Below are 13,763 nucleotides of genomic sequence, written 5' to 3' on the forward strand. Positions count from 1 at the left end.
GGTTAGTTAATACCACCGATGCGATTGAAGCGTACATCGGTTGGGATCCAAGTAGGTAAAACGCTATTTTCATCACGCTCAAATTCAAAGCTGATCCAAATAGCAACGGCTTTACCGACTAAATTGGCTTCTGGAACAAAGCCCCAGTAGCGACTGTCAGCACTGTTGTCACGGTTATCACCCATCACAAAGTATTGACCTTCTGGAACAACCCACTCACTGACACCGCTGCGTGGCTCATAGGCCTCGACGCGATCACGACGAAGTGGATTGATAAGAATTTGATGCGCATGCTCGCCAAGTTGTTCATTCATTTGAACCATCGGAACACCACTTTGCATAAACTGGCTTTCCGTCACGTTCGATAATTTCACTGGCTTACAAATGCCTTCACCTGGTTTTTGAATACAAATGTCTTTGTCGCGGCTGTAACGTACGATATCACCTGGCAAACCGACTACACGTTTAATGTAGTCAATGCTTGGCTGTGGTGGGTATTTAAACACCACTGAATCGCCACGCTCAGGCTTACCGGTTTCGACTAATTGTGTGCGCCATACTGGATCTTTTAGACCGTAAGCGTATTTCTCAACCAGAATAAAATCACCAACTAATAGCGTTGGCATCATCGAACCCGAAGGGATCTGAAACGGTTCATAAATAAATGAACGCAGTACCAAGACAAAGGCAATAACAGGGAAAATCGATACGCTATTTTCAATCCACCAAGGCTGCGCGCTGACTTTTTCTTTTGCCGCCGCATCTAAGCCGTTAGTCTGCGCTTCCACTTCAGCTAATTTTAGCTGACGTTTTTTCGCAAAAACTAACTTCTCTAGCACCCATACGATTCCCGTAATTAAAGTGACTAAAACGAGAATGAGTGAAAATGTATTCGCCATTGACTTCCCTTACTTTCAAAAATGCGAAAGTGAAAGAGCCGAAACCCTTTCACTTTATTTGATCATGATACTGAGCGGTTGCTCAATTTATTAATCTTTACCAACATGAAGAATCGCTAGGAACGCTTCTTGAGGCAGTTCAACGTTACCGATCTGCTTCATACGTTTCTTACCTTCTTTCTGTTTCTTCAACAGTTTCTTCTTACGGCTGATATCGCCACCGTAACATTTTGCGATTACGTTTTTACGTAACTGCTTAACGGTAGAACGCGCGATGATGTGGTTACCAATCGCTGCTTGAATTGCGATATCAAACATTTGACGAGGAATGAACTCTTTCATCTTCTCAACCAATAGACGACCACGGTTTTGTGATTGATCTTTGTGAGTGATGATTGCAAGTGCATCCACTTTGTCGCCATTCAATAGTACGTCTACACGTACCATGTTCGACATTTCAAAACGTTGGAAGTTGTAATCCAGTGACGCATAGCCACGTGACGTTGATTTCAAACGGTCAAAGAAGTCGAGAACCACTTCTGCCATTGGAATATCGTAAGTCACTGCCACTTGGTTACCGTGGTAAACCATGTCTACCTGCATACCGCGTTTTTCAACACACAAGGTGATCACATTACCTAGGTAATCCGCTGGTACCAAGATATTACAGCGAGCAATCGGCTCACGCATTTCTTCGATATCGTTGATCGCTGGCAATTTTGCCGGACTATCAACGTACAGCGTGGTACCGTCGGTTTGGATCACTTCGTACACTACGGTTGGTGCGGTAGTGATAAGGTCGAGATCGTACTCACGCTCTAGACGCTCTTGAATGATTTCCATGTGCAACATGCCAAGGAAACCACAACGGAAACCAAAGCCTAGTGCTGCTGAGCTTTCTGGCTCATAGAACAGTGACGCATCGTTTAGGCTTAGCTTGCCTAGTGCATCACGGAAGTTTTCGTAATCATCAGATGAAACAGGGAACAAGCCCGCGTATACCTGAGGCTTCACTTTTTTAAAGCCTGGTAGCGCTTTCTCACTGCCGTTTTTAGCCAGTGTTAGCGTATCGCCTACTGGTGCACCCAAGATGTCTTTGATACCACAAACTACCCAGCCAACTTCACCAGTATTAAGCTCTTTGGTATCAATCTGTTTTGGTGTGAAGATACCTAGACGGTCAACACCCCAAACTTGGCCAGTACTCATTACTTTGATCTTGTCGTTTTTCTTGATTGAGCCGTTTTTAACACGAACCAAAGAAACAACACCAAGGTAGTTATCAAACCATGAGTCGATGATCAGCGCTTGTAGTGGCGCATCTGGATCGCCTTCTGGCGCTGGGATCGCCGCTACGATGTTTTCTAGAACATCGTCAACACCTAAACCTGTTTTTGCACTACAACGCGTTGCTTCCATCGCGTCGATGCCAACAATCTCTTCGATCTCTTCCGCTACGCGCTCAGGCTCAGCTGCTGGTAAATCGATTTTATTTAGAATCGGAACCACTTCTAGGTTCATTTCGATTGCGGTGTAGCAGTTTGCCAAAGTTTGTGCTTCTACGCCTTGACCGGCATCGACAACCAATAGCGCACCTTCACAGGCAGCAAGAGAGCGAGAAACTTCGTAAGAGAAGTCTACGTGCCCCGGAGTGTCGATGAAGTTTAGCTGGTATGTTTCACCGTCTTTCGCCGTGTAATCAAGAGTCACACTTTGTGCTTTGATGGTAATACCGCGCTCACGTTCAAGGTCCATAGAGTCAAGAACTTGGGCTGCCATTTCGCGATCGGATAAACCGCCACAAACTTGGATCAGACGGTCAGATAGGGTCGACTTACCGTGGTCGATGTGGGCGATAATCGAAAAGTTACGAATGTGCTTCATGGTTTGGTATGACTAAGCTCTTTTAAATAGGACATAAGAAAGCCGTCGTTTGACGGCATTTCAATCAAGTTGGAGGATTCTATCCAATTTTGTTACCCAAGTCACTTGAGTATTTCACTGGATAGGCTCGCCCAATACTCTTAATAATATGACTTGTTGCGAGGATTGTCGCTCTATGCGAGAAGCAAAACGCTTGGCAAGCATAATGCCAAGCACCGTCGCTAAGGCTGAGCATAGAATGACAACGCCCTCCCCTAAGCCGAATGCTGGCGCGACCCACCAATGCGCAACGAGGGCGCCAAAGATGAGCGAAAACAATGGGACAAGGTAAACAATCGCCGCCGATTGCAGTAGGTTCTTTTCGGCCATGCCAATTTCAACAACTTGGCCAACTTGCAGTAATTGTTTCGTCACTAAATGCCAATAGAGCGTTTTGCTACCGATCGCTTTAGAGACAATGCCGGTACCGCAATTTTTTTGCGAAGCACAGCTAGAGCAACTGGTTTTTTGCTCACAACTCAACTCTACCTGATATCCCGATTGGCTTTGAACCACCGATGATACCGTCGCTAATGCCGTCATCATTGTGTGAGTTTCTCTTGCACTTCAACGTTCGGCTTAACAAAAGAAATCGACTGAGCGATTCGCTTAGCGGTTGCAGGAGGAATATCCCCCACCACTGAGATTTCTGCATCGCCACGAACAAAAGTATGCAGGGTACGACGACCTTGGCGAACAATTTGCCCTTTCAATGAGTGATCATCTCGTTGAGAAATATAAATCGAGAAGCTAAACAAGCCATCACTGTACATCTGACTTTCAACCATTTGATCCGTCACCGCCATACGATAACGATTGAGCTCTTTCGCTTCAAAACCTTTTGGTATCCAGCCCACCGTCCAGAATGTTTGTTTAACTTCGCCTTTCGGTAAAGACAGTACCTGAGGCAACTTCACCTCATTCAAACCGCTGAGTACTTCAGCAATTTTGTCGGTGACGTTGTACGAGATCGTGCGGTATTGCTCGAGGACTTCGCCATCACGATCCACTAGATCGGCGCGTAATGGCAGGTGGCTGGTTTCATCAACCCATAACATGTAGCTATAACGGAGACCGTCTTTTGGCACAACACGAATGACCTGACAAGCAACGCCCGCCTCACGCGCACGACCGACTTTAATAAAGTCGTAAATGTCGCTGAGTTGGTCAATGTTCGAATTCAGCATCGGAATGGTCGGCGCAACCATATTGCCCGATTCAATCGTAAAAGGATCGACACCGGGTTCAATGTAACTCACTTCATCACCACGACGGATAACTTCACGAATCGGTCCGCTGAGGTAGACTAGATGCGCAAGCTGCTGCTCACCATCAAGTGCGTGGCGATATAATAGCGGTTCAATACTATTTTTCTTAATCAGGATATAAGAGAGTTCATAATTGAGGTGCTGACTTGCGTCGTTCATTTGATGCAACAAAGCCTCTGCAGGTGGTTCACCAGCAAAGGCTAATGGTGTATTCAAACTGAACAGTGTCAGCGCACTGATCAGAATTTTTTTCATTCAACTACCGTATCTGGATTATCGTTACGCTCCATTGCGCTTTCACTGTTCAGTCTAAGCTGGAGTTCGTAATCTTGCAGCATAGCATTAATGCGGCGACGCTGCTCTTGTACGTTAATGTCATTCTTTGATGAGGTGTCGATTGAATCGCGAGTTAAACTCACCGGTTCAACACTACCACTAAACGGGATCGTCTGGAGTACAGGCAATTGATCCGTTTCACTGGTTGCTTCACCACCAAACTGTTGCACACCTAAAATCACGGCAAGAGACACACACGCCGCAATACCAACTTGACCAAATTGCGTTATCCACGTTGGCAGATGACGTTTTGCTTGGTGCGGTGCTGGTTGAGATTCAATTCTCGCTTCATTAATGTCACTGACGTTATTCGCCGTAAACACATTATGTGCAGGTTCATTTTCTAGCGCTAAAGCAACGCTTTCAGCAATATTCCACTCCGGCTTTTGAGGTGCCTCACCACGTAGAACATCACCAATTAAATGGTAGTTTTTCCACGCTTCTAAGCCATTCTGGTCATTTTCCAGCTCTACAATCAAAGCCTTATCAACCAGTTCTCCATCCATGAGTGCTGAAAGTTTCTCTTTGTCAGCCATTCTTTTCACCATATTAGTTGCGACTAGCGTTGCAAAAGTGGTTGGATTTTTTTCTCAACCGCTTCTCGTGCACGGAAGATACGCGAACGTACCGTTCCAACAGGGCAATCCATTACTGCGGCAATCTCTTCATAGCTTAAGCCATCCAGCTCACGCAAAGTCATCGCAGTTTTTAAATCGTCAGGTAGTGCTTCTATCGCACCGAAAACGACACGTTTCAATTCATTGGACAACGTTAAGTTCTCAGGGTTCGATATTTCTTTTAATGCACTCCCCGTTTCATAATATTCGGCGTCTTCAGTGTCCACATCTTGCGCTGGCGGCCTACGGCTTTGAGCGGCTAGGTGGTTTTTCGCAGTATTAACAGCGATACGATATAACCAAGTATAAAATGCGCTTTCGCCACGGAAACTCGGTATTGCTCGATAAGCTTTAATAAATGCTTCTTGCGCTACGTCAGGCACATCGCCAGGGTTATTAACGTAACGGGAAATAAGGTTGCAGACTTTGTTTTGATATCTCAAAACTAATAAATTGAATGCTTGCTTATCGCCACTCTGAACTCGCTCAATTAATACTTGATCGGTCAGCTGCTCGTTCATTCGAGCGGGTACTCCTATCGTTCTACACCCTTACCTAAACAGATATGAGTATTTATTATGCATAATGTAGTATTGACACCACTGCTTACTTGAGCACTATTGTGACCAGGCAAAAAACAGAAAGTTCAAAGAAAATTCTGTTTTTTGTGATTAAGTAATGGGCTACTTCGTCTTTGCTCGATTGTGCGGACGACAGGCATGAAAAGCAATGACAATAAAACACTATTCCGATGGACTGAGTGTTATTATTGGCATTAATCGTTTTAGATAGAGTGCTTCCACTCTACGATAACTCAGGATTTTAAAACTTTTATGAACGCGAACCGTGAACATCAGTGTGATGTGTTAGTGGTAGGTAGTGGTGCGGCCGGTCTATCGTTAGCGTTGCGTGTAGCCGAACATGGCAAAGTCATTGTGTTAAGTAAAGGACCACGCAGTGAAGGTGCAACATTTTACGCCCAAGGCGGTATTGCCGCGGTGTTTGATGAGTCTGACAGCATAGATTCACACGTTGAAGATACGCTGATTGCAGGCGGAGGCATCTGTGAAGAAGAAACCGTTAAATTTATTGCTGAAAACGCGAAAGAGTGTGTGCAGTGGTTAATTGATGGCGGCGTCCCCTTTGACCGTGTTGAAAATGACAGCGATGAAGCGCCTCGTTATCACCTAACCCGAGAAGGTGGCCACAGTCACCGCCGCATTCTGCATGCCGCAGACGCGACCGGGATGGCGATGCAAACATCGCTGCAAGATAATGTTCATAATCACCCTAACATTACGGTTTTAGAGCGTCATAATGCTCTTGACCTAATCACTGAAGACAAAATTGGTGGTGATAGTGAGAAGGTGATCGGTGCCTATATCTGGAACCGCAATGATGAGCACGTTGAAACCGTCCGTGCGAAATTCGTGGTTCTCGCCACCGGTGGCGCCTCAAAGGTGTATCAGTACACTTCAAATCCGGATGTCTCTTCTGGTGATGGCATTGCTATCGCTTGGCGTGCCGGTTGTCGTGTCGCCAACCTTGAGTTTAACCAGTTCCATCCCACTTGCTTATACCACCCAGAATCACGCAACTTCCTATTAACGGAAGCCCTACGCGGTGAAGGTGCATTCCTGCGTCGCCCAGATGGCACTCGCTTTATGCCTGATTTTGATGAGCGTGCAGAGCTGGCTCCTCGAGATGTCGTCGCTCGTGCTATCGACTTTGAAATGAAGCGCCTTGGCGCTGACTGCATGTATGTCGACATCAGTCATAAACCAGCAGAGTTTATCGAAAAACACTTCCCAACCATTCACGCGAAGTTAATGGAGTTAGGGATTGATATGACCAAAGAGCCAATCCCTATTGTACCGGCCGCTCACTATACTTGTGGTGGTGTGATGGTCGATCAGCGTGGTCAAACCGATTTATCTCATCTCTACGCGATTGGGGAAGTAAGCTACACCGGCCTGCATGGCGCGAACCGTATGGCTTCTAACTCTTTATTAGAATGTGTGGTCTATGCTTGGTCAGCCGCAAAGAGCATTATTGATAATATAAATAATGTTGAGCTACCACCGACGCTACCTTGTTGGGATGAGAGCCAAGTTACCAACAGTGATGAAGAAGTGATCATCCAACATAACTGGCATGAACTGCGTCTGTTTATGTGGGATTACATGGGTATCGTGCGTACAGACAAACGTCTCGAACGAGCACTGCGCCGCATCCAGTTATTACAACAAGAAACACATGAGTACTACAGTAACTTCCGTGTTTCAAATAACTTGCTTGAGCTGCGTAATTTGCTGCAAGTCGCTGAGTTGATGGTTCGTTGTGCGATGCAACGTAAAGAAAGCCGTGGCCTACACTACACGCTTGATTATCCAGAACAGAAAAAAGACAGCGGCCCAACCATTCTAGCGCCCCAAAAAGCCCCTGTAGAATAAGGCAAAGACTTATCTACACGCTCGAGTTGGCATAAAAAGGGATCTTAATGATCCCTTTTTATTTGGATCACCAATTGCCGATACGTCGATGTGTCGACGCTATCTCGCCACAACAAGCACCAACCTTTATCGATGCGTAATAGCAAAAACCATTCAACAAACGGGAATAATGCCAAGGTACACTGCCCCTCAGAGTCACCGAGAATCACCCGACCATCGGAATAAAACATCATGTCGCCTTGCAGAGATTTTATTAATAATCCATCGTTTTGGTGTTCTTTAATCAGTAGATAGAGTAGACAAAAAGTGGGGGCAATAGAGAGATCACTGAGGATGATAAAACTACAGGCCAATACCATGAGTATCGTATTGACCTGTCTATAATGAAGACTGCGCTGAGCGTGGAGCTTAACGCACTTTACTGAGGTTATGTGCAACGATCTTATCTACGATACATGCGTGGCTTAAGTTTTCACTACGAGCATGTCCCATAATCCAAGTGAACAGATCAGGATCATCGCACTCAAGCAAAGAAACAAAATCACGTTGCTCTGTTTCGGTTAACGCATCGAAGCACTCTTCAAAAAATGGCATCACGACAACATCTAACTCTAGCATGCCACGACGACATGCCCATTTGATACGTGCTTTTTCTTCCGCGGTGTACATTCTTCTTCCTCACCTGTGCCGGTTATTTGGCTCGAGTGTAACAAGCTAGGCTTGTAACAACCACTAACTCAATCACATTGCTGTCACACTTTTGCGAGTGAGGTCGTTTGACGACAATAATAAAAGCGATCCCCCTTTACGCTGACCCACCAAAGCAATTCCTATTTCTATTGTTGCGTAATGCCCATAACAAGACTTAACATTAACAAACTCTATTTTTGCACCAGAATCATCAAGGTACCCATCATGGATTGGCTCAACGACTTTACACCGCACCCTACCTTATCGAGTGACCCATTACCGGCATTAATGCTGACTCACCTAAAATCATGGGGAATCATTTCACTGATTGGCAACGATGCGAAATCCTACTTGCAAGGCCAAGTGACCTGCGATGTGGTGCAACTACCCCAAGACCAATCGACCTTTGGTGCACATTGTGATGCGAAAGGAAAAGTGTGGGCTGCATTTCGTCTATTCCATCACCAAGCGGGTTATGCGTTGTTTGAACCAAAGTCAGCCATAGAAAAACAACTGGCTGAATTAAAAAAATACGCTATTTTCTCCAAAGTCGACATCATTGAAAGCCACGATATCCTACTAGGGCTGTTCGGTGAGCAAGCTCAGGCGATGATTGACAGCTTGACGACCACAGGGGGTGATGTTCGCCAGCTGAATAACGGTGGCAGCGCAGTAAAGATTGATGAACAACGTTGGTTATTGGTGCTTGATCCACAAGCCGCTGAAACCCTTGTTAATCAAATCGAGGCACTAAAAGTAGAAGAGGCACTTTGGCGTCTTTATGATATTCAAGCAGCCTTACCGATCATTGAACAAGTCGAGCAAAACGAACACATTCCACAAGCCATCAATCTGCAAGCACTGAATGGCATCAGCTTTAAAAAAGGCTGTTACACCGGGCAAGAAACGGTTGCGCGTGCGAAATATCGCGGCATCAATAAACGTGCGATGTATATTGTTAAAGGCCACACCGATAGCGATATTGGAGAAGAAACAAGCTTAGAACGTGCAGTCGGTGAAAACTGGCGTGGGGCAGGCAAATTAATGGCTTATTACCGCTTTAATGACGGCGAAACCCTCGGCCTTGTTGTGCTGCCGAATAACCTTGAAGCAGAAACCGCATTGCGCCTTGCTTCTCAGCCTCAAGCGACTTGGACTATCCAAGCACTGCCTTACTCACTTGATGATGACGAATAACATTCATCACACGGCTGTCACTCAGTACTTAGATTCTCAGCAGGTGGCCTATCGCCTGCTGAGGCATCAATCACCAACCATCAGCATTGAAGAGACCGCTCGCCAACGAGGCATTCGTCCCGCTCAAATGGTCAAAGCTATTCTGTTACGTGACATGAGTGATCGCTATGCGCTTGCTTGTGTTCCTGGCGATCAAGCGGTCGATCCAAAAAAAGTTCGCGCGCTATTACAATATCGCCGAATGACTTGTGTTGATTTGGCTCAAATTCCCGAGATCACTGGCTATCAAGCCGGAGCTGTAACGCCACTCCAACTCAAAACCCCAATGCCCATTATCTTTGATCCCCTCCTTAAGTCAGAGTCGGAAGTGACCATTAGCAGCGGTTCAAACATGGCCGGTATTGCACTCGACCTGAGCGACCTTATCCAACTTTGCCAACCTCGATTTGCCCATATTTGCCGTTAGTTTCCATGTAACAAGTGTAATAAATACCAAGAAATACTACCTAATTCACAACTACCACCGCTCAGGCTGGTATTTTTATTCAATTTAAAAGCATAAGTAGTCGCGTGATATTTTTTACTTTATGATAACAAAACGCATAGAGCGCAGTTTGGCTAACATAATCACCCCAGAACCTTTCTGAACAGATTTGCCCGATAAGCCTCTATGAGTAGAAGTGAATCCATTGAATGACTCAAGGATATCCACTTTTTTGTGTAATGCATCTGTGACTATTCGCCCGCTCATAGCGGGCTTTTTTTTGCCTAAAAAATTACATTCCCTTAGCAAAGTTAACTTTTAATCAGCTATTCTTAATTATGTCATAGTCCGATGGTCAAATAATCGTCCATTGGAACTTAATGACCCACTTCAACGTCAGAAGATTAGTGAGGTTTAAATCACACGAATTTGGTGTTTTGTCCGCTGTTTTGCTCACGACAGCACAATTATCCAAATTGATAAACTACAACTGATTATTCCCCTAACAAAGTCACACATTTACAAACGGGGAATCACTATAATCACCGCGGCTTGATAATATAAGGATAATTCTATGAGACTGTTTAAGCGCTATACACCCGGTATGATCGCGAAACACGTAAGTCGGCTTTTCAAGGGTAGAATCTATATTTATGGTGTCGGAAAATTTGAATTCGACAACGGAAAACTGATTTTGCCAGAACAAGCAGAACATAGACATTTTCAAGCAGTTAAAGAAGTAAACAAAGAGATCATGCGCTTGCGTTGCGCCTACGCCTAGCCCGCTGAAGACTCGAAGAAAATCAGAACAAATAAAAAGGTTGGCTCAATGCCAACCTTTTCCATTTAAAGACAATCACATCATCGCGCTATTGAATCGATGAAAGCGGGTATTTGGCCAAGTTAGGCAAATCGCCTTTCAAGCCCAACGCTCGCTTCATTATCTCATCTTTCGCACCAGGAAGTTGACCCGCCAGTTTCATACCAAGGCCACGAATTAGCTTCTTCGCTGGGTTATTTCCTTCAAACAGGTCACGGAAACCTTGCATCGCAGTGATCATTTTCGCCGCTTCCGCTTTACGCCAGCGCTCATAGCTACGAAGGTTTCGCTTACTGCCAATATCTTGCCCTTTTTGCCACAACTGCAAGACCTCTTGCGCCAAGCAAGCGGCATCCAATAAGCCTAGGTTCACGCCTTGACCAGCCAGTGGATGGATCGTATGCGCCGCATCGCCGACCAAGGCCACACGTTCAGTCACAAAATCTCGGGCATAACGCATTTTAAGTGGAAAGGCAAAGCGCTCACCGATCACTTCACACATACCAAGGCGAGCATCAAATTCTGCCGTCAACGCTTTATTGAAGGCCTCTTTATCCATCGACACCAAACGTTCAGCACGGCTAGGCTCGGTTGACCAAACGATCGAGCTCATTTGACTGCCTCCCATTGGTAGAAATGCCAAAGGCCCTTGTGGCGTGAAAATTTGACGGGCTATCTTTTCATGCGGTTCTTGCGTCCATACGTTAGCAACAATCGCACTGTGGCCATAATCCCAATGCGTCAAAGGAATATCTTGCTGGCGACGAACCCAGGAATTCGCACCGTCAGCGCCAACCACCAATTTAGCCGTCAGCGATTGGCCATTGTCCAGCGTCAGCCATGCTTCACTTTCTCCCATTGCCATTGATTGGCATTGAGCAGGCATAAAGAGAGTAACGTTAGACTGCTTTTGTACTTGTTCAAGCAGTGCCAATTGAATGACTCGGTTTTCGACGATATGGCCCAGATCTGGCTGTGCCATTTTTTCTGCATCAAATTCAATGCGAGCAAAGCTGTCTTGCTCCCATACTTCCATGGCACGATAAGCGGCCGCTCGACGGTCGATAATCCCTTGCCATGCGCCAAGATTACGCAGAATACTTTCGCTAGAACGACTCAATGCCGATACACGCACATCCGGTAATTCTCGAAGATCACTTTCAGGCTCTCGGCTTTCAATCACTGCGATTCTCAAATCGCTGTCTTTCATTGCTGCCGCCAGTGCAAGGCCAACCATGCCACCACCAACAATCGCAATATCAACGCTTTGCATCATCTATTTGCATCCTTCTGAGCACTATCGTGCCACCAAACCTAATGTTCTTTGTAGCATCGGCGTTTTAAGAGACGGTATGTTATCCATTAAAGCCAATCCAAGATTACGACCAACTCGTAATGATAAGTAATCATTAGAAAAAATATGGACCAATGAACTTGTCATCGCAATGGTGTTTTGGCGATCCGCCTGCCTGCGTTGAGCAAATGCATTGATAACCGAATAACGGCCAACATCTTCCAGCGATTGAATGACTTCTTCAGCCAAACTCGCTACATCTCGAATGCCAAGGTTAAACCCTTGACCTGCGATTGGGTGAAGCGTTTGAGCTGCATTGCCGACGATCGCGAATCGATGCGACGTGTTTTGTGCACGGTAACGAAGCAATAGAGGGTAACTCGCTCGCTGTCCAACGTGAGTGAACGCCCCTAAACGCCAACCAAAGGCTTGCTGTAATTGAGATAAAAACAGCGCATCGTCTAACTGTAATACACGCTCAGCTTCTGCGGGGCGTAAGCACCACACCAATGACATACGGTCATCGCTCATCGGCAGTAAAGCAACCGGCCCTTGATCTGTGAATCGCTCAAAAGCTCGCCCTTGATGCGCTTGCTGACAACGGATATTGGCAATCACAGCGACCTGGTCAAAATCATGTTGCTGTAATTCAAAACCTAATGCTTGGCAACACGTTGAAATCGCCCCATCCGCCGCCACCAGCAATCGGCACTGGAGTGACTCACCACTTTGCAATCTCACAACATTGTGCTGCTCACTGCGCTCAACATTTTGTACAGAATCAGGACTCATGACACTAATGGATGGGCGCGATTCAAGCTGCTTGTGATAGAGACGACCGATATCCGCCAGTTCCACCACATACCCAAGCGCTTCAACATCGATATCAGCATGATCAATACTGGTCATTCCTGCATGGTGTCGATCCGACACGTGGATATGCTTAATTGCGGTTGCGACTGGCAAAATGTCAGCCCATAAGCCCAGATTTTTTAATATCTGCACCGTCCCAAAAGAGAGGGCAATAGAACGCGAATCAAAACCGGGGTGTGCATGGTTATCAACCGAGAACGGTTCCACCACTGCGATTCTGAGCTGGCCTTTTGACTGAGTATCCAAAGCCAAAGCAAGGGTCATCCCTGCCATTGCACCACCCGCAATCACCACATCAAACTGCTTCATCAAACTAACCTAATTAATGAATGATTGGCGCGGCGGTTGGTTCGGCAGGCTTTTGGCCAAACTCAGCATGAACCGTCAGCACACACACTTTTACATGCTCAAGCACTTGTTCAAGCAGCATCGCTTGTTCTTGCGGATCTTCATCTTCATCAATGCCCAATTTTGAAATCTCTTCCAAATCGGCAAGCGCCTCTTTTACGCTGTCGGATGCTTTTTTCAGATCCACTGCGACCAAACCCAAACCAGAAATAAAGTGATTCACCCACTCCGCCAAGCCATCGGCAATATCAAACAAACTCGCGCTTGCCTCTTCATCCGGCATAAGCATCGACAGCTCCATATCGCTGCCCGTTAATTCTTGTGTGGTGGCATCGAGGGCTTGTTGCGCCAATTTTAATGCACGATCAGGCCAGCCCATTCCTTCATTGGTATAATCAAAAATCAGCGGCTGCCAACTTTTATCCGTTAAGCTTAAGCCTCCGCTCAGCATTCCCGTCAGCAAGCCGTGTATTTCAGCTGGATTGACCGCGATACCCGCTGATTGCAATTCAGTCGCGAAGGTTAAGTAATCTGGAAGAATGATGTTACTCATGGATAGAC

At 46.0% G+C, this 13,763-nt stretch carries 15 protein-coding genes; 4 read left to right on the forward strand and 11 right to left on the reverse strand.

The genetic code is table 11. From position 1 onward, the window contains the following. Nucleotides 1–2 precede the first annotated feature (2 nt). The 6 genes from lepB to rpoE all read right to left on the reverse strand — a co-directional run bounded on the left by lepB (nt 3) and on the right by rpoE (nt 5,564). Nucleotides 3–899 carry a signal peptidase I gene (gene lepB / locus OJ16_RS08225; protein ID WP_040989151.1) on the reverse strand — a complete coding sequence of 299 codons (897 nt, stop codon included), beginning with the start codon at nt 897–899 and terminating at the stop codon, nt 3–5. A gap of 90 nt (nt 900–989) precedes the next feature. Then, nucleotides 990–2,783, reverse strand: a complete 1,794-nt coding sequence (gene lepA, locus OJ16_RS08230; RefSeq protein ID WP_040989152.1) for a translation elongation factor 4 — start codon at nt 2,781–2,783, stop codon at nt 990–992. 114 nt (nt 2,784–2,897) lie between these two features. Beyond that, a complete protein-coding gene (locus OJ16_RS08235; RefSeq protein WP_040989153.1) occupies nt 2,898–3,368 on the reverse strand; it encodes a SoxR reducing system RseC family protein in 471 nt (156 codons plus the stop codon). Next, nucleotides 3,365–4,345 carry a sigma-E factor regulatory protein RseB gene (gene rseB / locus OJ16_RS08240; RefSeq protein WP_040989154.1) on the reverse strand — a complete coding sequence of 327 codons (981 nt, stop codon included), beginning with the start codon at nt 4,343–4,345 and terminating at the stop codon, nt 3,365–3,367. The genes OJ16_RS08235 and rseB overlap by 4 nt, the downstream gene beginning before the upstream one ends. Beyond that, the gene (locus OJ16_RS08245) at nt 4,342–4,962 is read right to left on the reverse strand and encodes a sigma-E factor negative regulatory protein (protein ID WP_040989155.1); all 621 of its coding nucleotides are present in this window, start codon (nt 4,960–4,962) and stop codon (nt 4,342–4,344) included. Before OJ16_RS08245 ends, rseB begins: the two co-directional genes overlap by 4 nt. 23 nt (nt 4,963–4,985) lie before the next feature. After that, a complete protein-coding gene (rpoE, locus tag OJ16_RS08250) occupies nt 4,986–5,564 on the reverse strand; it encodes an RNA polymerase sigma factor RpoE (protein WP_040989156.1) in 579 nt (192 codons plus the stop codon). Between the two features lie 312 nt (nt 5,565–5,876). Between rpoE and nadB the strand changes: the two genes are divergently transcribed. Continuing rightward, the gene (gene nadB, locus OJ16_RS08255) at nt 5,877–7,496 is read left to right on the forward strand and encodes an L-aspartate oxidase (protein WP_040989157.1); all 1,620 of its coding nucleotides are present in this window, start codon (nt 5,877–5,879) and stop codon (nt 7,494–7,496) included. Between the two features lie 44 nt (nt 7,497–7,540). Here the strand turns inward: nadB and OJ16_RS08260 are convergent, their stop codons facing one another. After that, nucleotides 7,541–7,855 (reverse strand): hypothetical protein, encoded by a 315-nt coding sequence (locus OJ16_RS08260; protein WP_040989158.1) that lies wholly within the window; start codon nt 7,853–7,855, stop codon nt 7,541–7,543. Nucleotides 7,856–7,904: 49 nt separating this feature from the next. Further along, nucleotides 7,905–8,165: an FAD assembly factor SdhE gene (locus tag OJ16_RS08265; protein ID WP_040989159.1), complete on the reverse strand. Its 261-nt coding sequence runs from the start codon at nt 8,163–8,165 to the stop codon at nt 7,905–7,907. 246 nt (nt 8,166–8,411) lie between these two features. On the opposite strand from OJ16_RS08265, the gene ygfZ reads away from it, so the two are divergent. From ygfZ to OJ16_RS08280, 3 genes are all read left to right on the forward strand, one after another. After that, a complete protein-coding gene (ygfZ, locus tag OJ16_RS08270) occupies nt 8,412–9,383 on the forward strand; it encodes a tRNA-modifying protein YgfZ (RefSeq protein WP_040989160.1) in 972 nt (323 codons plus the stop codon). Further along, on the forward strand, nt 9,373–9,849 hold the full coding sequence (locus OJ16_RS08275) for an aminoacyl-tRNA deacylase (protein ID WP_040989193.1): 477 nt from the start codon (nt 9,373–9,375) through the stop codon (nt 9,847–9,849). The genes ygfZ and OJ16_RS08275 overlap by 11 nt, the downstream gene beginning before the upstream one ends. A gap of 592 nt (nt 9,850–10,441) precedes the next feature. Beyond that, nucleotides 10,442–10,648, forward strand: coding sequence for a DUF1107 domain-containing protein (locus OJ16_RS08280; protein ID WP_040989161.1), 207 nt, complete (start codon nt 10,442–10,444; stop codon nt 10,646–10,648). An 88-nt stretch (nt 10,649–10,736) separates the two neighbouring features. On the opposite strand, the gene OJ16_RS08285 is transcribed toward OJ16_RS08280, so the two are convergent. Genes OJ16_RS08285 through OJ16_RS08295 form a run of 3 tightly spaced genes read right to left on the reverse strand, consistent with a single transcriptional unit; the run spans nt 10,737 to nt 13,755 of the window. Continuing rightward, complete coding sequence (locus tag OJ16_RS08285; RefSeq protein ID WP_040989162.1) at nt 10,737–11,963, reverse strand: FAD-dependent 2-octaprenylphenol hydroxylase; 1,227 nt, start codon at nt 11,961–11,963, stop codon at nt 10,737–10,739. A gap of 21 nt (nt 11,964–11,984) precedes the next feature. Further along, complete coding sequence (gene ubiH / locus OJ16_RS08290) at nt 11,985–13,163, reverse strand: 2-octaprenyl-6-methoxyphenyl hydroxylase (protein ID WP_040989163.1); 1,179 nt, start codon at nt 13,161–13,163, stop codon at nt 11,985–11,987. A 13-nt stretch (nt 13,164–13,176) separates the two neighbouring features. Further along, entirely contained in the window at nt 13,177–13,755 is a 579-nt protein-coding gene (locus OJ16_RS08295) for a YecA/YgfB family protein (protein WP_040989164.1), read from the reverse strand. Nucleotides 13,756–13,763: the final 8 nt, after the last annotated feature.

It is taken from the genome of Vibrio renipiscarius (assembly GCF_000827885.1).
Taxonomy (GTDB): Bacteria; Pseudomonadota; Gammaproteobacteria; order Enterobacterales; family Vibrionaceae; genus Vibrio; species Vibrio renipiscarius.